This window comes from Citrobacter farmeri, from assembly GCF_019048065.1.
In the GTDB taxonomy this organism is placed as follows: Bacteria; Pseudomonadota; Gammaproteobacteria; order Enterobacterales; family Enterobacteriaceae; genus Citrobacter_A; species Citrobacter_A farmeri.
The window spans coordinates 154,993-178,553 of sequence record NZ_CP077291.1; the positions used below are offsets into that span (position 1 = coordinate 154,993).

The 23,561-nt window shown below is 53.2% G+C and carries 23 protein-coding genes and 1 pseudogene; 11 read left to right on the forward strand and 13 right to left on the reverse strand.

Annotation, left to right across the window (positions count from 1 at the left end; translation table 11 throughout):
* Positions 1–42: 42 nt before the first annotated feature.
* The 6 genes from I6L53_RS00745 to fdnG all read right to left on the reverse strand — a co-directional run bounded on the left by I6L53_RS00745 (position 43) and on the right by fdnG (position 8,365).
* The gene (locus I6L53_RS00745) at positions 43–729 is read right to left on the reverse strand and encodes a response regulator transcription factor (protein WP_042325465.1); all 687 of its coding nucleotides are present in this window, start codon (positions 727–729) and stop codon (positions 43–45) included.
* Between the two features lie 4 nt (positions 730–733).
* Positions 734–2,230, reverse strand: coding sequence for a sensor histidine kinase (locus I6L53_RS00750; protein ID WP_042325467.1), 1,497 nt, complete (start codon positions 2,228–2,230; stop codon positions 734–736).
* A gap of 17 nt (positions 2,231–2,247) precedes the next feature.
* Positions 2,248–3,585, reverse strand: coding sequence for a vWA domain-containing protein (locus I6L53_RS00755; RefSeq protein ID WP_072015778.1), 1,338 nt, complete (start codon positions 3,583–3,585; stop codon positions 2,248–2,250).
* Between the two features lie 179 nt (positions 3,586–3,764).
* Positions 3,765–4,400 (reverse strand): formate dehydrogenase cytochrome b556 subunit, encoded by a 636-nt coding sequence (fdoI, locus tag I6L53_RS00760; protein WP_042325471.1) that lies wholly within the window; start codon positions 4,398–4,400, stop codon positions 3,765–3,767.
* A complete protein-coding gene (fdoH, locus tag I6L53_RS00765; protein ID WP_042325474.1) occupies positions 4,397–5,302 on the reverse strand; it encodes a formate dehydrogenase O subunit beta in 906 nt (301 codons plus the stop codon). The genes fdoI and fdoH overlap by 4 nt, the downstream gene beginning before the upstream one ends.
* Before the next feature lie 12 nt (positions 5,303–5,314).
* Positions 5,315–8,365: a formate dehydrogenase-N subunit alpha gene (gene fdnG / locus I6L53_RS00770; protein ID WP_084196679.1), complete on the reverse strand. Its 3,051-nt coding sequence runs from the start codon at positions 8,363–8,365 to the stop codon at positions 5,315–5,317.
* Positions 8,366–8,556: 191 nt separating this feature from the next.
* Between fdnG and fdhD the strand changes: the two genes are divergently transcribed.
* From fdhD to I6L53_RS00815, 9 genes are all read left to right on the forward strand, one after another.
* Positions 8,557–9,393, forward strand: a complete 837-nt coding sequence (gene fdhD / locus I6L53_RS00775; protein ID WP_042325479.1) for a formate dehydrogenase accessory sulfurtransferase FdhD — start codon at positions 8,557–8,559, stop codon at positions 9,391–9,393.
* A 128-nt stretch (positions 9,394–9,521) separates the two neighbouring features.
* On the forward strand, positions 9,522–9,734 hold the full coding sequence (locus I6L53_RS00780) for a YdgH/BhsA/McbA family protein (RefSeq protein WP_042325482.1): 213 nt from the start codon (positions 9,522–9,524) through the stop codon (positions 9,732–9,734).
* Positions 9,735–10,135: 401 nt separating this feature from the next.
* The gene (locus I6L53_RS00785; protein ID WP_042325483.1) at positions 10,136–11,116 is read left to right on the forward strand and encodes a 6-phosphofructokinase; all 981 of its coding nucleotides are present in this window, start codon (positions 10,136–10,138) and stop codon (positions 11,114–11,116) included.
* An 11-nt stretch (positions 11,117–11,127) separates the two neighbouring features.
* Positions 11,128–11,442: a PTS sugar transporter subunit IIB gene (locus I6L53_RS00790; RefSeq protein WP_042325486.1), complete on the forward strand. Its 315-nt coding sequence runs from the start codon at positions 11,128–11,130 to the stop codon at positions 11,440–11,442.
* Positions 11,435–12,802: a PTS sugar transporter subunit IIC gene (locus tag I6L53_RS00795; protein WP_042325488.1), complete on the forward strand. Its 1,368-nt coding sequence runs from the start codon at positions 11,435–11,437 to the stop codon at positions 12,800–12,802. The genes I6L53_RS00790 and I6L53_RS00795 overlap by 8 nt, the downstream gene beginning before the upstream one ends.
* Positions 12,789–13,631: a class II fructose-bisphosphate aldolase gene (locus I6L53_RS00800; RefSeq protein ID WP_042325490.1), complete on the forward strand. Its 843-nt coding sequence runs from the start codon at positions 12,789–12,791 to the stop codon at positions 13,629–13,631. The genes I6L53_RS00795 and I6L53_RS00800 overlap by 14 nt, the downstream gene beginning before the upstream one ends.
* 59 nt (positions 13,632–13,690) lie before the next feature.
* The gene (locus I6L53_RS00805) at positions 13,691–13,960 is read left to right on the forward strand and encodes a hypothetical protein (RefSeq protein WP_042325492.1); all 270 of its coding nucleotides are present in this window, start codon (positions 13,691–13,693) and stop codon (positions 13,958–13,960) included.
* Between the two features lie 32 nt (positions 13,961–13,992).
* Positions 13,993–14,430 (forward strand): PTS sugar transporter subunit IIA, encoded by a 438-nt coding sequence (locus I6L53_RS00810; RefSeq protein ID WP_042325494.1) that lies wholly within the window; start codon positions 13,993–13,995, stop codon positions 14,428–14,430.
* Entirely contained in the window at positions 14,427–14,987 is a 561-nt protein-coding gene (locus tag I6L53_RS00815; protein ID WP_042325497.1) for a P-loop nucleotide/nucleoside kinase family protein, read from the forward strand. The genes I6L53_RS00810 and I6L53_RS00815 overlap by 4 nt, the downstream gene beginning before the upstream one ends.
* A gap of 46 nt (positions 14,988–15,033) precedes the next feature.
* On the opposite strand, the gene I6L53_RS00820 is transcribed toward I6L53_RS00815, so the two are convergent.
* Both I6L53_RS00820 and I6L53_RS00825 read right to left on the reverse strand, forming a co-directional pair.
* On the reverse strand, positions 15,034–15,357 hold the full coding sequence (locus I6L53_RS00820) for an AzlD domain-containing protein (RefSeq protein WP_042325498.1): 324 nt from the start codon (positions 15,355–15,357) through the stop codon (positions 15,034–15,036).
* Positions 15,357–16,016, reverse strand: a complete 660-nt coding sequence (locus I6L53_RS00825; protein WP_042325501.1) for an AzlC family ABC transporter permease — start codon at positions 16,014–16,016, stop codon at positions 15,357–15,359. The genes I6L53_RS00820 and I6L53_RS00825 overlap by 1 nt, the downstream gene beginning before the upstream one ends.
* A gap of 98 nt (positions 16,017–16,114) precedes the next feature.
* Here I6L53_RS00825 and I6L53_RS00830 point away from each other — a divergent pair.
* A pseudogene (locus tag I6L53_RS00830) lies at positions 16,115–16,660 on the forward strand (helix-turn-helix domain-containing protein); the annotation flags it as partial.
* Between the two features lie 341 nt (positions 16,661–17,001).
* Positions 17,002–18,393: a carbohydrate porin gene (locus I6L53_RS00835; RefSeq protein ID WP_042325503.1), complete on the forward strand. Its 1,392-nt coding sequence runs from the start codon at positions 17,002–17,004 to the stop codon at positions 18,391–18,393.
* 42 nt (positions 18,394–18,435) lie between these two features.
* Here I6L53_RS00835 and rhaM read toward each other — a convergent pair whose 3' ends face one another.
* Genes rhaM through I6L53_RS00860 form a run of 5 tightly spaced genes read right to left on the reverse strand, consistent with a single transcriptional unit; the run spans position 18,436 to position 23,466 of the window.
* On the reverse strand, positions 18,436–18,750 hold the full coding sequence (rhaM, locus tag I6L53_RS00840; RefSeq protein ID WP_042325505.1) for an L-rhamnose mutarotase: 315 nt from the start codon (positions 18,748–18,750) through the stop codon (positions 18,436–18,438).
* On the reverse strand, positions 18,747–19,895 hold the full coding sequence (gene fucO, locus I6L53_RS00845; RefSeq protein ID WP_042325507.1) for a lactaldehyde reductase: 1,149 nt from the start codon (positions 19,893–19,895) through the stop codon (positions 18,747–18,749). Before fucO ends, rhaM begins: the two co-directional genes overlap by 4 nt.
* Before the next feature lie 60 nt (positions 19,896–19,955).
* The gene (locus I6L53_RS00850) at positions 19,956–20,960 is read right to left on the reverse strand and encodes an ABC transporter permease (RefSeq protein ID WP_042325509.1); all 1,005 of its coding nucleotides are present in this window, start codon (positions 20,958–20,960) and stop codon (positions 19,956–19,958) included.
* A complete protein-coding gene (locus tag I6L53_RS00855) occupies positions 20,957–21,961 on the reverse strand; it encodes an ABC transporter permease (protein ID WP_042325512.1) in 1,005 nt (334 codons plus the stop codon). Before I6L53_RS00855 ends, I6L53_RS00850 begins: the two co-directional genes overlap by 4 nt.
* Positions 21,961–23,466, reverse strand: a complete 1,506-nt coding sequence (locus tag I6L53_RS00860; RefSeq protein ID WP_042325514.1) for a sugar ABC transporter ATP-binding protein — start codon at positions 23,464–23,466, stop codon at positions 21,961–21,963. The genes I6L53_RS00855 and I6L53_RS00860 overlap by 1 nt, the downstream gene beginning before the upstream one ends.
* Positions 23,467–23,561 lie beyond the last annotated feature (95 nt).

Genomic DNA, 23,561 nt, shown 5'->3' on the forward strand with positions numbered 1-23,561 from the left:
AATCGGCCTGCAGGTTATACCTGTGACATCGCAATGTGTGCGTTACGATACCTGATATCGATACCCCAGACCATGCACCGTTCGGATTAGCTGCGGGTGATTGGCATCCCGTTCGATGACTTTGCGTAGCCGGGAAATGTGCTGATCCAGCGTGCGGCTATTGGGCAAATAGTCGTATCCCCATGCCGCATCGAACAACATATCGCGCGTAACCACCTGATTTTGATGACGCTCCAGGCAGCTTAAAATCCGTACTTCCCGCAGTGTCAGTTCCAGCTTTTGTTCGCCACGCCAGGCGCACAGCTCATTCGGGAACACCGTAAGGTCACCAAATACAAAGCTGAGGTTAGGCTGCGTGGCGTGACGGTTCAAACAGCGACGGGCGATGGTTTTTATCCGCGCCCGCAGTTCATGAATACCAAACGGTTTGCTGATGTAGTCATCCGCTCCCAGTTCCAGCCCTACAACCCGGTCAATTTCCTCGTCTTTGGCAGAGAGAAACACGATGGGAATGTGTTCGTTTTGACGGCGAATTTCCCGGCAGACCGTGTAGCCATCCATTTCGGGCATCATGATGTCTAACAGTACGAAGTCCGGTTTGTCCCGATGATAACTCTCCAGCGCCGCGCGTCCGTCTGGTGCGGCAATGAGCGAGTAACCTTCGCGAGACAGCACATCCACCAGACCCTGGCGGATGTGAGCATCATCTTCTGCAATCAGTATCTTCATGTTCTCATCCCTGAGGTAGCGTAAGGGTAAAACGGACGCCGGGCTCTTGTGCCGTTACCTGAATCTTACCGTGCAGGCGTTGTGCCAGTTGGCAAGCGATAGTTAATCCAATACCGGTGCCCGAAACGCCTTCGGTAATGGCGGATTTGACCCGATAAAACGGGCGGAATATCAGGGGCATTTCGTTCTCCGCAATACCAGGGCCATAGTCGCGAACAGCGATCTCCACGTTTCCTGCGACGCTTTCAACAGTCAGATCGACGCGCTGACCCTGCGAAGCATATTTCTCGGCATTGCTCAAAAAATTGCTGACAATTTGCGTGATCACGTCGCGATCGCTATGCAATATCAGTTTCTCGGGGCAGGCCAGTTGAATCGTCATCCCTTTTGCCTGCAACGCGGGCGTAAAGATCTGCGTGATTTCTGCCATCAGGCTTGGGATATCGACCGCCTGAAGATGCAGTTTCGGCGCGCGCGTAAAGGTCAGGATATTCTGGATAAGTCGCGATAACCGCTGACCTTCCTGGGTGATCACATCCACATAGCGTCGCTCGTGCGTTTGTTCATCATCCAGTCCTTCACGCAGCAGTTCGGCATAGAGCGTGATGTTGGTCAGCGGTGTTTTCAGTTCGTGTGACACCTGGCTGACAAAATCGACCTGTTGGCGTGCCTGACGCGCCGCACGGGTATATTCCCGCCATAACGAGAAACCCAGCAGTGCGACGGCGAGCAGAAGCAGGACGATTAACGCGCCACCCCACAGCCAGATGTGCCAGAGCGGCGCGTTAACACCGTAAGCGCTGACCTGCCATGTTGTGAGCGGATACTCCAGCGTGCGGGAGTCCAGTAAGGTGAGCCGACGCAAATCCGCCTGCGCGTTCTGATAAAGCTGACGGCCGTTTTCCGTCACCCGGACAATCTGTTGCGGGTCTTCCAGATTCACCTGAATGCCGTTCGCCATATCCATCATCAATTGTACCCAGGAGAGGCGAAAGCCGACGATCGCCTCGTCTTTCTGCCGCCAGTAAATCAACAGAGGTTCCTGCGTCTCAAAACTAATAAACCAGCCGGCCTGCGGCGTGTCCTGTTCGCTGTGCGTCATGTGGCTGGCAAGTTGGCTGGGATCGTTGACCAGCGGGCTGAGCAGGCGTACCCACTCTTTATCCTCGTTGCTTAACGGCTGATGCTCATCGGGATAGAGGAGATGATTCTTCCGCAGGATAAAAACGTTGGCAATGTCGCTGTCGTTCTCTTTCAGTGTGCTGAGGGTGGCGACATCAGCAGGGTCGATAAAATCGCCGATCGCATGCAGGCGCGAAGCTTTTTGCTGCAGGATATTTTCGATACCCGTGGCAACGCTGGCCGTTTGCGATTTCGCCAGGACCTCAGCCTGGTACTGGCGCAACAAGATTTCATGTTCCAGGGTGCGAATGCCCAGGTAAGCAAGCAGAATAAAAAACATCAGCGTGATGACGAGATAAATCGGCTTGCGTCTGAGCATCCAGCACTCCTTGTGGATCAGTTCGATTTCGAACTCTGATTTTTGGTTTTATAGCTCTGTTCTTTCAGCGACTTGCGCGAAGCTTCTTTGCTTTCACTTTCCATTTTATCCAGCAATTTAAGGTTTTCCTCTGCGCTTTCCTGCGCTTTCATTCTGGCAGCCGGTGCGCTAAGGGGTAACGCACTGAGCGTACTGGAGTTTTCACGCAGGATCGCTTTTGCTTCGTCCATTTTGCCTTCATCCATGAGCTGTACCGCCTGCTCATTCTGGATGGCGGATTTCTGAATGGCGGAATCGACGACCACATCTTCCACCTGCGCTTTCTGAACATCGCTGGCAGAGGCGGTATAGCTGACGGCCATCTTGTCATCCCAGCGCTCTTTCTGCCCGGTGGCAAGGTTGTTATAGCTGACGTTGACCTCGGCGAGCGGTTTGCGCTGTGCGGCCTGGCCTTTCGCCGGCAGCACCTCCAGCATGACATATTTCTCCTGGTTGGCGTAAAGCTGGTTCAGTTTTACGGTAACCGTGTTGTCGCGGATTTCACCCTCACGCCCCAGCAGGCGCAACGGCTTAACGTTGTCGGCGACGTTAATTTGCACCACCACATCCTGAGCGACGACGGACATCACATCGCCAAACTCATGGGCAAATGCCTTCTCCAGCGCATCGGTGTTTTGCACGAACACGTGGTTGCCATCGCTGTACTGGGCGATCGCCGCCATCAGATCTTCATTGTAGCCTTCACCGATGCCCATCGTCGTGATAGCAATCCCTTTGCGGGCGGCAATTTTACCCAGTTCCGCCAGTTCGCTGGTGGAGGAGGGACCAACGTTCGCCTGACCATCAGACAGCAGGATGATGCGGTTAACATGGTCTTTATCGAGGAATTTACTGGTTTCTTTGATGCCGCGACTGACCCCGGCAAACAGCGCGGTACCGCCGCGTGCGGTCAGTCGTTCACGGATATGGCTGATAAGTTTCGCTTTATTGCTGACTTTGGCCGCAGGCACAATGACATCCACGACGTCGTCATAAATCACTACCGAGAGTGTGTCCTCGGCGCTTAAGGTATTCACTGCCATCACGGCGGCTTCTGTTGCCTGTTCAATGCGGTCGCCACCCATGGAACCGGAGCGGTCAATCACCAGCGCGAGGTTGATTGGACTGCGTTTGGTGGCGTTGAGGGGGAAGCCTGTCAGTGAGATTTTCAGGTAGTTTTTGTCCTGGCTATTTTCCAGCACCAACGGAGAAGCCAGTTCAGATTTAATGGCTACTTTTGGCGCAGGCTGCTGTGCCGACGTCGTTGTCGCAAGCAGTCCTAATGTCAGAACTGCGAAGAGGTGTTTAAGATTCACGGTACGTCTCCTTGTCTTAAGAATCGACTCCATTCTTGTGCGACCCCAACGCCGATTGGTCTGTTATCTGTATAAAGTTGTCAAAAAGTTGTCAAAACCGCACGATACCCATAAAAAAAGCGCCGGATACAAAGGCATCCGGCGCCACGTTTTTGACTCGCGAACAGAGCCGCCTCTGCTTACAGTTGGGTCTTATCCTGCTTCTCGCGAACTTCACGGTACCAGCGCGGGTGATGTTTCTTCGCCCAGGAGCGAGTTACCCAGCCTTCCACCATCGCAGTAATGGTGCCTTTTACCCACAGCGCGGCGTAAATATGCACCATGATAACCACAATCAGCGCGACGGCGGCAAATGAATGCAGCATTAACGCGAAGCGGATCACCGGAATGGAGAACGCTGGCGCAAAGTACGGACGCCAGATGATCACACCGCTCACCAGCAGCAGTACCAGGAAGATAATCGCCGCCCAGAACACGCATTTCTGACCGAAGTTATACCGCCCGGTGTCGCCCACCTCTTCATTGACGACAATCTTGCGGATATTCTTCGCCCAGAAGATGTCGTCCCGGTTGATCAGGTTGTGGTGCCAGTACCGGAAGAACATGATGATGAACGAGGCAAACATGATGACGCCCACAAACGGGTGCAGAATACGCGCCAGCTGTGGTGTCCCCATGATTTGCATCAGCCAGTTGAAGGACGGGAAGAAAAAGCCCAGTCCGCTCACCGCCGCCAGCACGAAGCAGAAGGCGGTGACCCAGTGGTTGATGCGTTCCGGCGCCGTGTAGCGCACGATGGTGTCACGTTTTTTCATTTGCGCACCTCATCGTCTTTCTCTTCATGCAGGTTGTTCTCTTCCTCATCCGCACGGTTCGGACCGACACCGACGTAATGGAAGATGCTGGCCGCAAAGGTCGCGGCAAAGCCGACCGCAGCAAGAGGCTTCCAGATCCCTTTCCAGAATTTCACGGTGGCGCTGATTTCCGGGTTCTCCGGCAGACCGTGGTACAGATTCGGTTTGTCAGCATGGTGCAGCACATACATCACGTGCGTCCCACCAACGCCCGCCGGATCGTACAGGCCCGCATTGTCGTAACCACGGGTTTTCAGTTCCGCCACGCGCTCGCCTGCCAGCGTTTTCATATCCTCTTTGGTGCCAAAGTGGATCGCACCCGTTGGGCAGGTTTTCACGCAGGCCGGCTCCTGGCCGACATTCACGCGGTCAACGCACAGCGTACATTTATAGACGCGGTTGTCTTCCGGGTTCAGTCGCGGCACGTCGAATGGGCAACCGGCGATACAGTAACCGCAGCCGATGCACTGCTCAGACTGGAAGTCGACAATCCCGTTGGCATACTGAATGATAGCCCCTTCTGCCGGACATGCTTTCAGGCAGCCCGGATCGGCGCAGTGCATACAGCCGTCCTTGCGGATCAGCCATTCCAGTTTGTCGTTCTGCTCTACTTCCGAGAAGCGCATCACCGTCCAGGATTTGGCGGTTAAATCCGCCGGGTTGTCATACACCCCGACGTTGCTACCGATTTCATCGCGGATGTCGTTCCACTCTGAACAGGCCACCTGACAGGCTTTACAGCCGATACAGGTAGTGACGTCGATGAGCTTCGCCACCTCTTCCTGATGTTCCCGCGCACGCGGCGCGGGGGTGAAACCGTTAGTCGCGGAACGACGGATAATGTCTTGCGATTGATAAGCCATAAGTCGTCTCCGTTACACCTTTTCCACGTTCACCAGGAAGGACTTAAATTCCGGCGTTTGTGAGTTTGCATCGCCCACCGACGGTGTCAGGGTGTTCGCAATGAACCCTTTCTTCGCCACGCCTTCATAGCCCCAGTGAATGGGAATACCGATAGTATCGATATCCTTACCATCTGCCTTCAGCGTGCGAATACGCTTGGTCACCACTGCTTTGGCCTTGATGTAGCCGCGGTTAGAGGAGACTTTAACGGTATCGCCATGCGCGATGCCGAGCTTATTCGCCAGCGTTTCCCCGATCTCCACAAACTGTTCTGGCTGTGCGATAGCGTTAAGCAGCGCATGCTTGGTCCAGTAGTGGAAGTGCTCGGTCAGACGATACGTGGTCCCGACGTACGGGAACTTATCGGCTTTACCCAGCGCTTCGGCGTCGCCCTTAAAGATACGGGCGGCAGGGTTAGAGATAACGTTCGGATGCAGCGGGTTGGTCCCCAGCGGCGTTTCAAACGGTTCGTAGTGTTCCGGGAACGGCCCTTCTGCCATCTTGTCGAGAGCAAACAGGCGACCCATCCCTTCAGGCTGCATGATGAACGGTCCGACATCGCTGCCTGGTGCGGCGGCGCTGTAGTCCGGAATATCCATCCCGCTCCACTTCGCGCCATCCCATTTCAGGATTTGGCGCTTCGGATCCCACGGATTGCCCTGCGGGTCAGCGGAAGCACGGTTGTACAGGATGCGGCGGTTCAGCGGCCATGCCCATGCCCAGCCCAGCGTATTGCCGAGACCGGATGGATCGGCGTTATCGCGCCGCGCCATCTGGTTGCCTTCCGGCGTCCAGCTACCGGCGAAAATCCAGCAGCCGCTGGAGGTGGTGCCGTCGTCACGCAGTTGGGCAAACGAGCTGAGCTGTTGGCCTTTTTTCACGATCACTGCGCCCGTTGCCGGGTCGATGAGATCGGCCAGCGCTTTGCCGTTGCTCTCCATCGCCACTTCTTCCGATGCCGGTTCATGTGGCGTGGCGTAGTTCCAGGTCATGCTCAGCACCTGTTCAGGGTTGGCACCGCTCTGTTCAGCATACATTTTACGCAGGCGCAGGAAGATCCCGGCCAGGATTTCACCGTCGGTAACCGCGATCCCCGGGGCGTCAGCGCCTTTCCAGTGCCACTGCAGCCAGCGACCGGAGTTAACGATTGAACCGTTTTCTTCGGCGAAGCAGGTGGATGGCAGACGGAACACCTCGGTCTGGATTTTCGATGGATCCACATCGTTCGACTCACCGTGGTTTTGCCAGAAGGTGGAGGTCTCCGTGTTAAGCGGATCGATAGTCACCAGGAACTTCAGTTTAGACAGTGAGGCAATCGTCTTGTTTTTATTCGGGAATGACGCGACCGGGTTGAAGCCCTGGCAGATGTAGCCATTGACCTTACCCTCTTTCATCATCTCGAAGTATTGCAATACGTCGTACCCTTTGTCCCACTTCGGCAGCCAGTCAAAGCCCCAGTTATTTTCCGCCGTTGCTTTGTCACCATAGAAGGCCTTCATCAACGAGACGAAGAATTTCGGGTAGTTGCCCCAGTAGTTGACCTGATCTTTCAGCAGCGGTTTCGGCGTGTTGGCGGTCAGATACGTTTGCAGATCCGGCTGTTTTTCATTTGGCAGCGTCAGGTAGCCCGGCAGACTTTGCGACAGCAGGCCCAGGTCCGTCAGCCCCTGAATGTTGGAGTGGCCACGCAGGGCGTTAACGCCGCCGCCTGCCATCCCCATGTTGCCGAGCAGCAACTGAATCATCGCCATGGTGCGGATGTTTTGCGAACCAATGGAGTGCTGCGTCCAGCCCAATGCATACAGGAACGAGGCGGTTTTATCTTTCGCGCTGGTCTCTGCAATGTACTCGCACACTTTCAGGAAGTCGGCTTTTGGCGTACCGCAGATGTTTTCCACCATGTCCGGCGTGTAGCGGGAGACGTGCTGTTTCAGCAGGTTCCAGACACAGCGCGGGTGTTGCAGCGTGGTATCGCGTTTCGCAAAGCCGTTTTCGTCCAGCTCATAGTTCCAACTGGTTTTGTCGTACTTGCGTGCATCCGCGTCATAGCCAGTAAACAGACCATCATCGAAGCCAAAATCTTCACGCACGATCAGGCTGGCGTTGGTATAGGCTTCGGTGTATTCGCGGTTATATTTTTCGTTAGTTAGCAGGTACAGGATGACGCCTGACAGGAAGGCAATGTCAGTACCAGAACGAATAGGTGTGTAGAAATCGGCTACCGACGCCGTACGCGTAAAGCGAGGATCGATCACAATCAGCTTCGCGCCGTTGTGAATTTTCGCTTCCATCGCCCAGCGGAACCCGACCGGGTGTGCTTCAGCGGCATTGCCGCCCATCACCACGATGAGGTTGGCGTTCTTGATGTCGACCCAGTGGTTGGTCATCGCACCGCGACCAAATGTTGGAGCAAGACTTGCTACCGTTGGTCCGTGTCAGACACGCGCCTGGTTGTCGACCGCGAGCATACCGAGCGCGCGGGTAAATTTTTGCGTTAAAAAGCCGGTTTCATTACTGGACGCGGAAGCACACAGCATCCCGGTAGAAAGCCAGCGGTTAACGGTAACGCCTTCGGCGTTTTGCGCAATGTAGTTGGCATCGCGGTCTTCTTTCATCAGCTTAGCGATGCGGTCAAATGCCTCATCCCAGCTGATCTGCTGCCATTTATCCGAGCCTGGCGCGCGGTACTCAGGGAATTTCAGGCGGCTTTCGGAGTGGATAAAGTCCACCAGACCGGCCCCTTTCGGGCAGAGCGCACCACGATTGACCGGATGGTCCGGGTCACCTTCGATATGGAAGATAGACGCTTTGGCGTTTTTTGCACCGTCACCGAGGCTGTACATCAATAGCCCACAACCAACGGAACAGTAAGTGCAGGTATTACGGGTTTCGCGGGTGCGCAGCAGTTTATATTGCCGTGTTTCCGCGAGCGCTACGCCGGGCGCAAAGCCCAGTGCCGCCGCCGTGGTGCCTGCCATACCGCCAGCGCAGATCTTAAAGAACTGCCTTCTGCTGACCTGCATGGTTTGCTCCTTTTCGACATTGTCACATCCCTTTCACATTCATATTGGTGAGCGCGTGGGGTGTGGTTGTTATTTTTCTTTGCGGACGGGACCGCAAAGGTCCAGAATTGGGTCAATTCCCCCCATCCAGGAGGGGCTTGTGACAGAATACCACAATGTTGGTATGTGTGTTCTTCTACGGTTAAAAGAAAGTGAATAAGATACATCCAAAAGAAGTTAAAAATGTGATAAATGTCACGAGTTCTCGGCTGATTAACCTCTGGAGACGTGAGGATTTACAACATCCTCAGCCGGATGAGGTAGCCGAAGAGGTGCCCGTTGCGCTGGTCTATAACGGCATTTCTCATGTTGTGATGATGGCTTCGCCGAAAGATCTGGAACACTTTGCGGTCGGTTTTTCCCTCTCCGAGGGGATTATTGACAGCCCGCGCGAGATCTATGGCATGGATGTTGTCCCTTCCTGTAACGGCCTTGAAGTCCAGATCGAACTTTCCAGTCGCCGTTTTATGGGGCTGAAAGAGCGTCGTCGCGCGCTGGCCGGACGCACCGGCTGTGGCGTATGCGGCGTTGAGCAACTCAACGACATTGGCAAACCCGTACAGCCGCTGCCCTTCACCCAGACCTTTAACCTCGCCAGGCTTGATCAGGCGTTAAGGCATCTGAAGGATTTTCAGCCCGTGGGACAACTCACCGGATGTACGCATGCTGCGGCGTGGGTGATGCCATCAGGCGAACTGGCGGGCGGGCATGAAGATGTTGGTCGACATGTTGCGCTGGATAAACTGCTGGGGCGACGTGCTGCGCAGGGAGAAAGCTGGCTGCCGGGAGCGGCGCTGGTCTCCAGTCGTGCGAGCTATGAGATGGTGCAGAAGTCCGCAATGTGCGGTGTAGAGATCCTGTTTGCTGTTTCTGCCGCCACCACGCTGGCGGTTGAAGTCGCCGAGCGCTGCAATCTGACGCTGGTGGGGTTCTGTAAGCCGGGCAAGGCAACCATTTATACTCATCCACAGCGTTTAATCGCTGAGTGATTTATGTTCATTTAATTTGAATAAGATGGGCAAATCCTTCCGCTTTTAGTTGTCTGAGTAACGGCCTATTATTTATCACATCAAGGCACAGCGCCTTACTCAAACAACTAATTTAAAGGGTTTATATCATGAAAAGCATCAAAACTTTTGTCGCAGTTATCGCTCTCGCTACCTCTTTCGGCTCTTTCGCTGCCCAGTCCGTGACAGCGACCGGTTCTACTCTGGAAAGCACTGAAGCAAAAATCGCTGCGCAGGCTGAACAAGCGGGTGCCAGCTCCTATAAAATCACTCAGGCTTACACCGGTAACCGCGTGCACATGACGGCGGAACTGCTGAAATAAGTTCATCTTCATCGTCGAAAGAGCGCCCTTGAGGCGCTTTTTTTGTCTCTGCTATTCCCTTCCAGTCCCTTTTTTTCCCTCCAAAGTCACTAACTGAAAATAAAAATGGGGTCTCAATCACATTTTTATCTTTTTATAAAATACGTCTGCTAAAGGAAAAACAGTTCGAAGATAAGGGATTTTCCTCTCTGCATTAACTCAATGATATCTAAATAAATAAAAAAATAAGTGTTAACTCCGTCGCTAATTTTAAATGTGATTAATGTCACAAAAAACGCCTTATTATGATGGCTGTCAATAGTACTCTCTAACAAATTTATCAGCATTGTGTGATCTTTATTGCAAATATGAGTCTTGAAGTCAGGGAAGAATGTTTCCACGGGCGCTGCGGAGGAAACACAATGAAAATTGGTATTGTCATTAGTGGTGGAGACGTTGCTGGAATCAATAATTTTATATTCCAGATTGCCAGACTCGCGGATGCAAAAATTACGTTATTCAATGGTGGTATTCCCGGGTTGCTGGAGAAAAATCACCATGACGTGACATGGCGAGATTTGGTTGATTTTTCTATCGCGGCGATACCGATCATTACCTCGGGAAGAACAACCCGTAAGTTGCAGCGTAGCGAATATGAAACGATCGCCAAAAAACTCAAGTCGCTGCACATTGATGTGCTGATTATGGCTGGCGGCGACGGTAGTTTACAGTTTCTCAATACCCTGAGCGAGTTTGATATTAATTGTTTTGGCGTAGGGATGACTATCGATAATGATGTTTATGGCAGCCATTATACGATTGGTTTTTCGACTGCCTGCGAACAGATTATTAAGGAGGTTTCGCGTTTAAGAAACACGGGCAGAGCGCTACCCGGTCGCGTATTTATGGTGGAATTATTGGGCGGGTATTGTGGTGAATTAACCCTGCAATCCGCCATTAAATGTAATGCGGATATTGCCCTGATTCCGGAGTCCCAGATGCCGCTTGAAACCATAGCGGAACGGGTGAAGCAGAAACTGATCGTCCAGAACAGCGTGATTATTCTGTGCTCAGAAGGCTACACCAGGGAATACTCTCCCGGTTTTCAGGGAGCGATTGATACAATGATTAAGCAACTCGAGCCGCGTATTGGTGAGCGAATCCGTAAAACGATTGTCGGTTACGGTTTACGTAATGGCGATCCGACCTGTGAAGAAATTTATCAGGGTACCATTATGGCGAGCGAAGTGGTTCGGTGTATCCAGTCAGGGATGAAAAATAAAGCGATTATTATAAATCAAAGCAATAAACCTATTCCGATTGATCTCATAAGTATGAAAAAACGTCTGGTTGATACAGAAGGACATCATTACAAACTTGCCAAACAACTCAATATTATTTGAGGAGACCTTACATGCTGAAAATTCTTTGCGTATGTGGCTGCGGCCTCGGTTCAAGTTTTGCTATTGAAATGACGGCGAAAGCGGTTTTAAAGAAACTGGAAATTCCTGCTCATATCGAACATACCACGGTATCCGAAGCAGGGGCGTTTAAATCCGACATGATCCTGACGCAAAAAACCTTTGCTGACATCTTAACGGCCGATGCCAGTGAAGAGGAAATTAAACGGGTCGTGGTTCTGAATAAGCTCACAGACAAAGACGAAATTGAAGCCAAGATCGTCGCGTTTTTAAAAGAGCGGAATCTGAAGGTAGCCCATTATGAATAGCTTCGTTGAATTCATCGTTAAAGATTTGCTCGGTCAGGCATCGATATTAATTGCTTTTATCGCGATGCTCGGGCTTATCCTGCAAAAGAAATCACCGGGAAAAACCGCAGAAGGTACGTTTAAAACATTGCTCGGTTTTTTAATTATGATGGCCGGGATAAACATTATTGTCGCCACGCTGACCTTCCTGAACGACATTTTTACTCAGGGATTTGGCATGAAAGGCTACATTACCGATGTGGCCGCCATTGCTGGATTGGCTAACCGCGAGTTGGGATCGGAAGTGGCATTGACCCTGATGGTGATTTTTGCCGTCAATATCATCATCGCGCGTCTGACACCGCTGAAATACATCTTCCTGACCGGACAGGCGTTATTGTGGATGGCGACCATTGGCGCGGTCATTGGCTATAAATCGGGTCTGACCGGGCTTCCGCTGATTCTGACCGGCGGTATTTTTGGTGGCATTATGGCGGTTCTGATGCCTGCGCTGGCGCAACCGGTGGTCAGACGTATTACCGGCTCGGATGATGTGGCGCTGGGACACTTTTGCACCATTGGCTACCTGGTTCAGGCGGCGGTGGCTAAAGTGGTGGGCAAAGGGTCTCGATCCACGGAAGACCTCGAATTACCTGATAACTTCAAGTTCTTACAGGATACCTACCTCGCAATGGCGGTCGTGATGGTGCCGATGTACCTCATTCCGGCGCTGGCGGCGGGTCCGGAATATATCGCCCAGTTCTCTGGCGGTGTTAACTACCTGATGTATGCCTTCATGCAGTCCATTCAGTTTGTGGCTGGCGTCTTCGTGCTTTACAGCGGCGTGCGGTTATTGCTCAACGAACTGGTACCGGCGTTTCGCGGTATCGCCATGCGTATCGTCCCGGATGCGAAGCCCGCGCTGGATTGCCCGGTTCTGTTCCCTTATGCGCCCAACGCGGTGATTGTTGGATTCCTGGCAACAACCGTCGGTTCCATCATCGGCATGCTGGTGTTCCCGATGTTTGGTCTGGCGATGATTCTGCCGGGTCTGCTAACCAACTTCTTTGCCGGTGGTACGGCGGGGGTCTTTGGGAATGCGCTGGGCGGTCGTCGCGGGGCGATGATCGGCGGCGTGGTTCACGGTTTGTTCATCACCTTCTTGCCTGCGATTCTGGTGCCGATGCTGGAAACCTACGGTTTCACCGGCGTCACGTTCAGCGATTCAGACGTCATCAGCTCTGGCCTCGTCTTAGGCCACGCCTTCCAGAGTAACTGGCTCTTTGTTGCGTTGTTCATTGTTTTTGTTGCCGCACTGGCATGGTTCGTAAACGGTAAATCCGCTAAGCCAAAAGGGGAAAATGTTCATGAGTCTGTATAACTTCAACGAGATCCTTAAAATCGGCCAGGAAAGAAATTTCAAAGCGATTGGATCTTTTAACCTGCACTGTATTGAAATGCTGCCCGCGTTTTTTAAAGCGGCGCAAAAAACGAATAGCCCGTTGATGATTCAGATTTCAACCGGGACGGCGGAATATCTGGGCTATCGCCTGTTAGTGGATGCGGTGCGTTCGCTGGCGGAGAGCGAGAATGTTCCGACCTGCCTGCATCTGGATCATTGCTCTGATATCAGCGCCATTGAGACGGCGATGAACGCTGGATTCTCCTCGGTCATGTATGACGGCTCGCACCTGGGACTGGAAGAGAATATCGGTAATACCCGTATCGTGGTGGAGATGGCGCGGCCACGAAATATTACGGTAGAAGGCGAGCTCGGCGCTATCGGCGGCTCAGAGGATGGTAAAGCGGTGGCAGCAGAAGATATCTGCTTTACGACAGTAGAAGATGCCAAACGCTTTGTTGATGAGACGCAGGTCGACATGCTGGCGGTGTCGGTAGGTACGGTGCATGGCCTGTATACCGGCAAGGCGCAGATTCAACATCAGCGGCTGAAAGAGATCAGCGCCGCGACCGGTGTTCCGCTGGTATTACACGGTGGAACGGGGGTGAGTGATGACGACATGCGTCTGGCGGTCACCGAAGGCATTAATAAAGTGAATGTCGGTACGGAAATGAACGTGCAGTGGGTCGACCAGTGTAAAAACACGTTTGAGAAAGGCAAGGTGAATGACAGCGTACGTAAGTTTTTAATTCCGGCAAATAATGCGGTAACCCAGGTATTAATGGAAAAGATCGCGTTATTTAAATAATCCCGTTATTAATGAATGATATTTTGTTGCCCTGTTGTCCATCAGGGCGGGGGATCGCTATGTTTGAATCTTTGAAATCGTTATGGAAAAAAGAAACACGCCCGCCGGAAGATTATGATGAACAATCCCGTGTTCTGGCGGGAGAAATCGCCAGGCTGGAAGATGAACTACAGGGCAACCCAGGTAATGGCGAAATACAGAAAGCATTAATGCTTACCTATAACCGGGCGCTGTCGGTTTATGCCAAAAGCCAAACACATCGCCAGGAAATTGATTCGCTTTTTGTGCGTATAGATGAGTTACGTAATGTTATTCGCCGGAATATTTAGAGCCGGATGCATTAAGCTCTTAGGGAGTCGTCATGACGATAAAAGAATTACTTATCGAGGCCGATGCGATTCAGGTTGGCGTAGCGGAAACGGACTGGCAGAAGGTGATTCAACTGGCGGCCAGTCCATTGGTCGCAAAAGGGTATATTTCAGCGGAATACGGTCAGGCGGTTATCGACAACACCCTCAGTCATGGGGCGTATTATGTGTTTGATGAAGGTGTCGCGATCCCCCATGCCCGTCCTGAGTGTGGGGTGAAGCGTAACTGTTTTAGCATGGTGTTGCTGGATAAGCCGATTCAGTTTGCCGACAGTGAAGCCGCTGACATTGTCATTATGTTTGGCGCGCAGGACAGTAATGCGCATATTGAAGAGGGCATTCGTGCCATTGTCGCGTTACTCGATAACGATGAACGCATGGCGAAGTTGCGGGCGGCAAGTTCCCGTGAAGAGGTGGTTGCGCTGCTATGAAACGACACCTCTCGCCAGACTGTAAAACAGTCATTTTAATCAACGGGATCCCCGCTTCAGGCAAAAGTACGATTACCCGTCAGCTCTCCGAGACATTCAGTCTGCCGCTGCTGACGATTGATGGGATCAAAGAGCCGTTTATGGCGCGCTTTACGGATATCGACCGGCCTTTCAACCGGCAGTTGGGCTGTGCGGCTTATGAGGTGATCTGGTCTATTATTGGCCACTCTCCGGCAAGCGTTGTCTGGCTGGTTGATGCCTGGTTTGGCTTTCAGCCTCGCGAGACGTTGCAGCAGCTATTGCAGCAGGCTGGCGTTGAGAAGGTGGTGGAGGTGTGGAATCACATCACGCCCGAGCTGGCGGTAACGCGCTACGCCACGCGGCTACAGGCGCGTAAGCCGGGTCACCCTGGTGAGGAGTATCTGCCAGAACTGGCGCAACTGGCAGAACGCGCTGAGCCAATGCGGCTCGGGCCGGTATTAACGGTAGACCAGGAGAAAACGCTGGATATTGGCTCTGTTATCACCTGGATAGACAAACAGATAACGAAAACCTGAACGACAAATTGTCGTTAACACGTCAAGGGCGCCCGCGGGCGCTTTTTTAGTGTATTCCCGCTATCCGCAGCAATGCTGTAACCACGGCAGCGGCGATAATCACTACGATCAATGGCATTTTTCGCCAGGCGAGGAAGACTGCGAATGCGACGCCGAGGACGCGCGCCATGCCGGCAAAGTGCTCACCTTCATAAAAAGTGGTGGCCAGCGCGACGGAAAACAGCAGCACTGTAGCCGCATCGGATAACAGCGCCTGAGAGCGTTCAGAGAGTGCCAGGCGGCTGCCGAGTTTGGCGCCGCCAAGGCGCATCAAATAGGTTCCTGCCGATAAAATGGCGATACCGACGATGAACAGCGTCATGTTGCCCATTATTTTTTCCTCGTCAGTAAACCCAGCAGAGAGAGCAGAACCGGCAGTCCGACCGGGGTAAAAGGAACGGCGGCGAGCGACACGACGGCACCGCTCAGGCCACGAATCAAGGTGGTGCGGTTTTTAAACGCCGGGACAACGAGCGCCAGCAGGATGGCCGGAAACACGGCGTCCAGCCCGATAGTTTCCGGGGCGGGCAGCAACTGACCCACTACCGTACCCAGTAAGGTTCCCAGCGGCCACAGAATGGCGACGCCGAGGCCACACAGCCAGTAGGCGGCTTTTCGCTGCTCCGGGGTTTTCTGCGACAGACCGAACACCACACTTTCATCATTCATAATATGACAGCCGAAAAAGCTCGCCGCGCGGGTGCCGACCAGATCGCGTACCGTCACGCCAAACGGGACATGACGGGCATTAACCAATAAGCCCGCAGCGGCGGCGGCTAACGGATTGCCGCCGCTGGCGACAATGCCAATAAACATAAATTCGGATGCCCCCGCCAGCACAAAAATAGAGAGTACAAACGGTACCCAAACCGGGAAGCCGTAAGCCATCGCCAGTGAACCGTAGGACATCCCCACTACGCCCACAGCCAGGCAAACCAGAAAGATTGCTTTTATCGTGTCTGCCTTCAGACAGGAGAAGAAGTGCGCCATGATTTAGCCATATCGAACGAATTTCCATTATAATGAACGCAACACAGGTGTTTTACAAGATGAACGATTCGTTCGATATAAAAAACATGGAGTCGTGTATGACACAACCCATCAGCGTGATCGCCAAAAGTCTGGTTCGCGAACGTCAGCGGACAGGGTTGTCGCTGGCAGAAATCGCCCGCCGGGCTGGGATCGCCAAGTCGACGCTTTCCCAACTGGAAGCGGGAAATGGTAATCCTAGCCTGGAAACCCTCTGGTCGCTTTGCGTGGCGCTGGATATTCCCTTTGCGCGACTGCTGGAGCCGCAGGCGCAAAAAACGCAGGTGATCCGATGCGGTGAAGGGACAAAAGTGGTGGCCGAACAGGCGCACTATCAGGCGATTTTACTGGCCGCCTGCCCGCCGGGCGCACGGCGCGATATCTATCTGCTATTGACCCAGCCAGGTGCCGACCGTATTTCTCAACCGCATCCACAGGGCTCGATCGAACATATTATTGTGACGAAGGGAAAAGCGCTGGTTGGACTGACGGAAGCGCCAGAGGTGTTAGGTGAGGGCGACTATATTTGTTATCCCGCCGATCAGGAGCATATTTTTAAAGCGCTGGAAGCGGATACCCAGGCGATTCTGGTGGCCGAGCAAAGCTTAGCGAACCTGGAATTTCATCGGTATGGTATGCAAAAGGCACCCTCGAATGATTACTTCTGATTATTTGTTCTCTTAATTCATATTTAATTGTTTTTATGATATTTCGTTTATTTTAGCCCTTTTGTTATATTCCTCACGAACTGAAAGCTTTCTGCGTTTACACAAAGAAAGCTGCGTGCTAGTAATTAATGGCCTGTAGTGTCGTAACAGTTGATTGTTATTTTTGTCAATTGCTACCGTTGTGAAATATAAAAATAATACATATTACTTTGTTATTCATTCTGCATATTTCTAAAGGAAATATGCTGTTCATTATTTATTTAAAGGAACGCGAATAAATGAATAAATCGACGTTGGCTTTAGCAATAGGTCTATTATTAATAGCGAATAATAGTTTTGCTAAAACGCAAAAAATGACACTGGAACAACGACTCGAACAGCTGGAAGCGCGACTGGAAGCGGCAGAAAACCGGGCAGCGAAGGCGGAAAATCAGGTTCAGCAATTACAGATCCAGCAGGCAACTGAAATCCGTGAAATTAAAGCGGCGCAGGGCAACACGCCAGTAAACGGCCAGGCCTCAGCGGAAGAGACGAAAAAGAATGCCGCGTCACCGAATCTGCTGCTTTCCGGTTATGGGGATCTGAAAATCTATGGTGATGTTGAATTCAACATGGATGCGGAAAGTAATCATGGCCTGCTGGCAATGACCAATGCCAATGTTGGTAGCGATCCGACTAACGAACAGTGGAATATCAATGGCCGAATTTTGCTGGGCTTTGATGGCATGCGTAAGCTGGATAATGGTTATTACGCCGGATTCTCTGCCCAACCGTTAGGTGATATGAAGGGCATGGTGAATATCGATGATGCCGTTTTCTTCTTTGGTAAAGAAAATGACTGGAAAGTGAAGGTCGGACGCTTCGAAGCCTACGATATGTTCCCACTGAATCAGGATACTTTTGTTGAGCATTCGGGGAATACCGCCAACGATCTGTATGACGACGGCAGCGGTTATATCTACATGATGAAAGAAGGCCGTGGTCGTTCTGATGCCGGTGGCAACTTCCTTGTCAGCAAGCAGGTGGATAATTGGTACTTTGAGTTAAACACCCTGCTGGAAGAAGGGACTTCACTCTATAACGATGATGAATTTCACGGTCGGAAAATGGATCAACAGAAAAATGTTGCCTACTTGCGTCCGGTTATTTCATGGTCACAGGATGCGTTCTCTGTTGCTGCAGCGATGGAATCGAACGTGGTCAATAACGCTTATGGCTACACCAACTCAAACGGTAAATTTGTCGATCAGTCCGATCGTACCGGCTACGGTATGACGATGACATGGAACGGTTTAAAGGCCGATCCGGAGAATGGCATCGTGGTGAACCTGAACACCGCTTATCTTGATGCCAACAACGAAAAAGATTTTACGACCGGGGTGAACGCGCTGTGGAAACGCTTTGAGCTGGGTTATATCTACGCACATAACAAGATTGATGACTTTGCCGGGGTAGTGTGTGATGACGGCTGCTGGATTAACAATGAAGGCACCTATGACATTCATACTATTCACGCTTCTTATCAGTTCGCTAACGTGATGAATATGCAAAACTTCAATATTTACCTTGGCGCATATTATTCGATTCTGGACAGCGACGGAGATAACGTGAACGGTGACGATTCTGATAATCGTTATGGTGGTCGCGTTCGCTTTAAATATTATTTCTAAACGAAGGGGCCCGGTGGCGACGACGCTCACCGGGCTTATTTGTTACTCCAGATAAAACACGTTTTTCAGCTCTGCGCTCACCGGGCTGTTATCCGGGTTCGCGGGCATGACATCGCGCATATGCTTCCACCAGCGCTGACAAACGTCCGTGCTGGCAACGGCATTCCAGCGGTCTTCAGACTCAATCTCCACGGTGGCAAACAGCAGATTACGCGCCGTATCGAGATAGATCGCGTAATGATGCGCGCCGTGAGCCTTCAGTACAGCTTCCAGCTCCGGCCAGATGGGATTGTGACGGCGCTGATACTCCTCGTGCGCGTCGGCATTCACCTGCATCACGAACGCTTTGCGGATCATAGCGCCTCCAGGTACAGCTCGCGCACGTCGTCGCGGCTGGCAGTACGCGGGTTACACGGCGCGCAGGGGTCAGCCAGTGCTTTGTCCAGCCAGCCTTCGATATCCTCTTTGGTGACGCCGAGCTGGCTGAAACCTGTCGGAATACCGACGCGTTTGCTCAGTGCGCGGATGGCGTTGATGGCCTCCTGGCTCGCAGCTTCATCGCTCATACCACGGGTATCAACACCCATCGCCTGCGCAATGCGGGCAAAACGCGCCACTGCGTTCGGGCGGTTAAAGTTTTCGATAATCGGCAGCAGGATGGCGTTACAAACGCCGTGCGGCAGGTTATGCGTGGCACCCGGCTGGTGCGCCAGGGCGTGAACCAGCCCCAGACCGGCGCTGTTAAATGCCATGCCCGCCAGGTACTGACCAAACGCCATCTGCTCGCGCGCTTCCAGGTTGTGGCCCTCATCGACCGCTTTTGGCAGCCACAGGTTGATCAGACGAATCGCTTCCAGCGCATTGGCGTCAGTCAGCGGATGCGCGCCAACAGAAACATACGCCTCCACGGCATGGGTCAGTGCATCCATACCGGTTGCCGCCGTCACGGAGGCCGGAATTTCCAGCATCACGCTGGCATCGTCCACGGCGATGTCCGGGATGATGTTCGGATCGATGATGACCTCTTTCACCTGGCGTCCGGAATCGATAATTACCGCGTTACTGGTCATCTCGGCGGCTGTCCCCGCGGTGGTATTGATAGCAACCAGCGGCACACCGGGGTTTTTCACTTTACCCACGCCGGAGTACGCCGTGGAGGGACCAGGGTTTGCTGTGAGGATTTTCACGGCTTTAGCGGTATCGATCGGGCTTCCGCCGCCAAAGGCGATGATGTAATCACATTTCGCGTCCTGATAGGCCGTGTAGCCTTTTTGTACCAGCGCTTCGGTTGGGTTCGGGAACACGTCATCGAACAGGTGGTACGACATTTTGTGCTCATCCAGCGCCGCAAACAGGCTGTCGAGCAGGCCCAGCTTAACCAGTTGACCGTCGGTGACGATCAGCGCTTTACCCCATTGCTTATTGGCAACGAGGTTCACCATATCGCCAATCGCGCCCGCGCCATGCAGACTGATTTTCGGAAGTGCCAGCATAAAGCTCATGTTTTTTCTCCTTAAAGTGATGATATTTCCGGCGGCAAAACTCCATGTCGCCGGAGGGATTCAGATTCGTCGTCGTTGCATAACCCGGCGCGTCAGGATGGGCAGTGAGATCACCACAATCAGCATCGCGCCGATAATGATCGACATGACGATGCCCGGCACATTGAGCAGGCTCAGGCCGAAGGTCACCAGCCCCATCAGGAACGCCGCGATAATGACGCCGGTCATACTGCCGGAACCGCCGAGAATATTGATGCCACCCAGCACTGCCATCGTCACCACGGCCAGCTCCCAGCCCATCGCGATGGTGGGACGTGTACTGCCAAGTCTGGAGGTGAGTAACACGGCGGCCAGTCCCGCCATGAGTCCGACCAGGGCGAATAAAATCAGGTTGTGGCGCTTGACGTTAATGCCGGAATACCACGCGCCAACCGGGTTATTTCCGATGGCGTAGGTGCGCCGGCCAAAGTTCGTTTTGTGTAGCAGGAAGGTGAACACAACCGCCAGCACGATAAACAGCGCGAACTCGAACGACAGTGCCCCCCAGACATAGCCCTGGCCAAACCACGCAAAGCTTTCCGGGTAAGCATTCAGCGCCTGATCGCCAAGCAGAATGTAGGTTATGCCGCGATACAAACTCATAGTGCCGATGGTGATCACGATGGACGAGAGGTTGAACCGCGTGACCAGGATGCCGTTCAGCAGCCCGCACAAGAGTCCGGTTCCCAGCCCGACGCAGACCAGCAGAGGGGTATCCATTCCTGCTGCTGCGCAGAACCCCATGGCTGTTGAACTGAGCGCCAGAGTTGATGCCACCGAGAGATCGATCTCCCTGGCGATAATCAGCATCGCCATCGGCAGCACGATGATCGCTTTTTCGGTGAAGTTGAACGTCGCGTCGGAGAGATTCCAGATATTGAGGAAGTACGGCGAGGCCAGCGCGTTGACGATAAACACCGCCAGGGTGACGGCAAACAGAAAACCTTCCCAGCACAACAGGCGTTGCCAGCCCGCGCGCGCGTCGGGAGTGCGGTCGATCGCTTCAGACGTCATCACTTTACTCATGAGTTCACCGCCTGTTTTTGCCGTGCCAGTGCCGCGTTGCGAAGAATTAAACGGCCTTTGTGTTTATTGCTGCGTTCGTTGAGCAGAACGGCAATCACGATCACCGCGCCGGAAATCGCCATCTGCCAGAAAGGTGAGATGCCAATGACGGGCAATGCGTTATTGATCACGCCAAGGAACAACGCGCCACACAGGCAGCCGAGAACGCGCCCAATCCCTCCCATCGTACTGATACCCCCAATCACACAGGCTGCCACAACCTGTAACTCAAAACCGTTAGCTACATCGACATAGGCAACAGCGAATCGGGAAATCCACAGGTAGCCGCAGAAACCCGCGAGGGCACCCGACAGGCAGAAGCTGACGAACTGCATTTTCCCGGCGTTGATCCCGGTGTAATACGCCGCGGTGGCGTTACCGCCTGCGGTGTACAGCGCCCGCCCTGTACGGCTGTAGCGCAGGAAGTAGCTCACCACGATAACGGCGGCGATGGCGCACCAGCTCAGTACCGGCAGGCCAAAGAGGGCGAAACGGGGGAGCGCGAGGAAACTGTCGCTCATCTGATGTGAGTTAATCCAGCCGCCGTTCGACAGCAAAAAGATCATGCCGCGATAAATGCTCATGGTGCCGAGCGTGACCACAATCGCCGGAATACCTAATTTCCAGACCAGCAGACCGTTGATCGTCCCCATCACCAGACCACAGGCGGTTGCCAGTAACATCAACGCCCAGACGGGGAGCTCAGGATGCTGGAAGTTGAGCAGGGCGACGATCATCCCGGTGAGCGCCAGATTGGCGGCCATCGACAGATCGATACCTTTGGTTAGCAACACCATCATTTGCCCGAGCGCCAGGATGATAAGAATGGCCGTGTCATTGAAGATCTCGACCAGGTTGCCGGGGGAGACAAACGACGGGACGCGACTGCCGATAACGGCGATCATCAGGAGGATGACCGCTGCCAGCAAGGCTTCGCGATGTTTGAGCAGACGTTGAACCATTATGCAGCCTCCTTCCCGATGCCGCTGGCGGCGCTGACAATGGCCTCCGCCGTGGCTTCACCAGCGCGGTATTGTGCGACCATCAGCCCTTCGTGCATGACGATAATTCTGTCCGCCATGCCCATGACTTCCGGGAGTTCTGAAGAGACCATGATTACCGCCAGCCCTTGCGCCACCAGTTCGGACATAAACTGGTGCACAGCCGCCTTCGAGCCGATATCAATCCCTTTGGTCGGTTCGTCGAGAATAATCACTTCAGGATGGGTGGCGAGCCATTTGCCGATCACTACCTTTTGCTGATTGCCGCCAGAAAGCGTTTCGACCGCCTGACGCCAGCTAAAGGCTTTGACCTGCAAGCGTTTGGCGTAGCTGTCCGCCAGTTGCCACTCCCGCGCCGCATTGAGCACACCGCGCGGATTCAGCTTACTCAACTGCGGCAGGCTGATGTTCTCGGCGATACTCATTTCAATGATTGCCCCCTGTTTTTGCCGCTCTTCCGGCACATAGACAATGCCGGCGCGAATCGCATCGGCGGGCTGATGAAAATGCACCGCCTTCCCGTTGAGGCGGATCTCCCCGTGAGAAGGTCGGGAAACGCCGGACAACGCCTGCATCAGCTCAGTACGTCCCGCACCTACCAGTCCGTAGAAGCCGAGGATCTCCCCCTTTCTTAGGGTGAAATCAATGTGAGCAAATTCGGTGGGATGGCAGAGATTTTTCACCTCCAGCACCGTCTCGCCTTTCTCGCAGGCCTCTTTGGGGAAGGTCTGGGTTATGGCGCGTCCCACCATCATGGCGACCATCCGCTCTTCACTAATTTCATGGATGTCGCCGGAACTGACGAACGCGCCGTCGCGCAGAATGGTGTAGCGATCCGCCAGTTCAAAGATTTCATCGAACTTGTGGGAGATAAACAGAATCGCTTTGCCTTCCTGCTTCAGGCGCTCAACGATTTGATAGAACTCCAGAATTTCGTGTTGTGACAGTGCGGCGGTCGGTTCATCGAGAATCACCACCTGGGCCTCAAAGGAGAGGGCCCGGGCAATGGCCACCATATGACGCTGGGCGATGCTCAGGGTTTTCAGCGTCGCGTGCGGATCGATCTGCACCTCAAGCCGGGTGAGGATCGCCTGCGCGCGACGGTGCATTTCTGGCCAGTCGAGCTTTTTGAGAAGACCTTTATACAGGTACTGGCCGACAAAAATATTCTCGGTCACCGACAGCTCATCGAACAGCACCGTTTCCTGATGAATTGCGGTGATACCGATTTTATGCGCCGCTTCCGGATTCGGGAGCCGAACAGGAATAGCCTTGTAGAGGATTTCCCCCTCTTCTGGCTGATAGATGCCAGTCATCACTTTGACCAGCGTGGATTTACCCGCGCCATTTTCGCCCACCAGAGCGGTCACTTTTCCAGGCCAGAGATCGAGCTGCACATTCTCAAGGGCGCGCACGCCGGGGAATATCTTGGTGATCCCATGAAGTTGTAGTAAAGGGGTGGACATGTCAGTTCTCCTCTTCATGTAGCGTTGCCGGATGGCGCTAACGCTTATCCGGCCTACAAAACGTATCGGTACTCGCCGGCCGGATAAGCACAACG

What these genes read in the sequence shown, in the direction of transcription:
- I6L53_RS00745 (WP_042325465.1), bottom strand. Translation starts at nt 729, where the DNA reads ATGAAGATACTGATTGCAGAAGATGATGCTCACATCCGCCAGGGTCTG.
- I6L53_RS00750 (WP_042325467.1), bottom strand. Translation starts at nt 2,230, where the DNA reads ATGCTCAGACGCAAGCCGATTTATCTCGTCATCACGCTGATGTTTTTT.
- fdoI (WP_042325471.1), bottom strand. Translation starts at nt 4,400, where the DNA reads ATGAAAAAACGTGACACCATCGTGCGCTACACGGCGCCGGAACGCATC.
- fdoH (WP_042325474.1), bottom strand. Translation starts at nt 5,302, where the DNA reads ATGGCTTATCAATCGCAAGACATTATCCGTCGTTCCGCGACTAACGGT.
- I6L53_RS00780 (WP_042325482.1), top strand. Translation starts at nt 9,522, where the DNA reads ATGAAAAGCATCAAAACTTTTGTCGCAGTTATCGCTCTCGCTACCTCT.
- I6L53_RS00785 (WP_042325483.1), top strand. Translation starts at nt 10,136, where the DNA reads ATGAAAATTGGTATTGTCATTAGTGGTGGAGACGTTGCTGGAATCAAT.
- I6L53_RS00790 (WP_042325486.1), top strand. Translation starts at nt 11,128, where the DNA reads ATGCTGAAAATTCTTTGCGTATGTGGCTGCGGCCTCGGTTCAAGTTTT.
- I6L53_RS00795 (WP_042325488.1), top strand. Translation starts at nt 11,435, where the DNA reads ATGAATAGCTTCGTTGAATTCATCGTTAAAGATTTGCTCGGTCAGGCA.
- I6L53_RS00800 (WP_042325490.1), top strand. Translation starts at nt 12,789, where the DNA reads ATGAGTCTGTATAACTTCAACGAGATCCTTAAAATCGGCCAGGAAAGA.
- I6L53_RS00805 (WP_042325492.1), top strand. Translation starts at nt 13,691, where the DNA reads ATGTTTGAATCTTTGAAATCGTTATGGAAAAAAGAAACACGCCCGCCG.
- I6L53_RS00810 (WP_042325494.1), top strand. Translation starts at nt 13,993, where the DNA reads ATGACGATAAAAGAATTACTTATCGAGGCCGATGCGATTCAGGTTGGC.
- I6L53_RS00815 (WP_042325497.1), top strand. Translation starts at nt 14,427, where the DNA reads ATGAAACGACACCTCTCGCCAGACTGTAAAACAGTCATTTTAATCAAC.
- I6L53_RS00820 (WP_042325498.1), bottom strand. Translation starts at nt 15,357, where the DNA reads ATGGGCAACATGACGCTGTTCATCGTCGGTATCGCCATTTTATCGGCA.
- I6L53_RS00825 (WP_042325501.1), bottom strand. Translation starts at nt 16,016, where the DNA reads ATGGCGCACTTCTTCTCCTGTCTGAAGGCAGACACGATAAAAGCAATC.
- I6L53_RS00835 (WP_042325503.1), top strand. Translation starts at nt 17,002, where the DNA reads ATGAATAAATCGACGTTGGCTTTAGCAATAGGTCTATTATTAATAGCG.
- rhaM (WP_042325505.1), bottom strand. Translation starts at nt 18,750, where the DNA reads ATGATCCGCAAAGCGTTCGTGATGCAGGTGAATGCCGACGCGCACGAG.
- fucO (WP_042325507.1), bottom strand. Translation starts at nt 19,895, where the DNA reads ATGAGCTTTATGCTGGCACTTCCGAAAATCAGTCTGCATGGCGCGGGC.
- I6L53_RS00850 (WP_042325509.1), bottom strand. Translation starts at nt 20,960, where the DNA reads ATGAGTAAAGTGATGACGTCTGAAGCGATCGACCGCACTCCCGACGCG.
- I6L53_RS00855 (WP_042325512.1), bottom strand. Translation starts at nt 21,961, where the DNA reads ATGGTTCAACGTCTGCTCAAACATCGCGAAGCCTTGCTGGCAGCGGTC.
- I6L53_RS00860 (WP_042325514.1), bottom strand. Translation starts at nt 23,466, where the DNA reads ATGTCCACCCCTTTACTACAACTTCATGGGATCACCAAGATATTCCCC.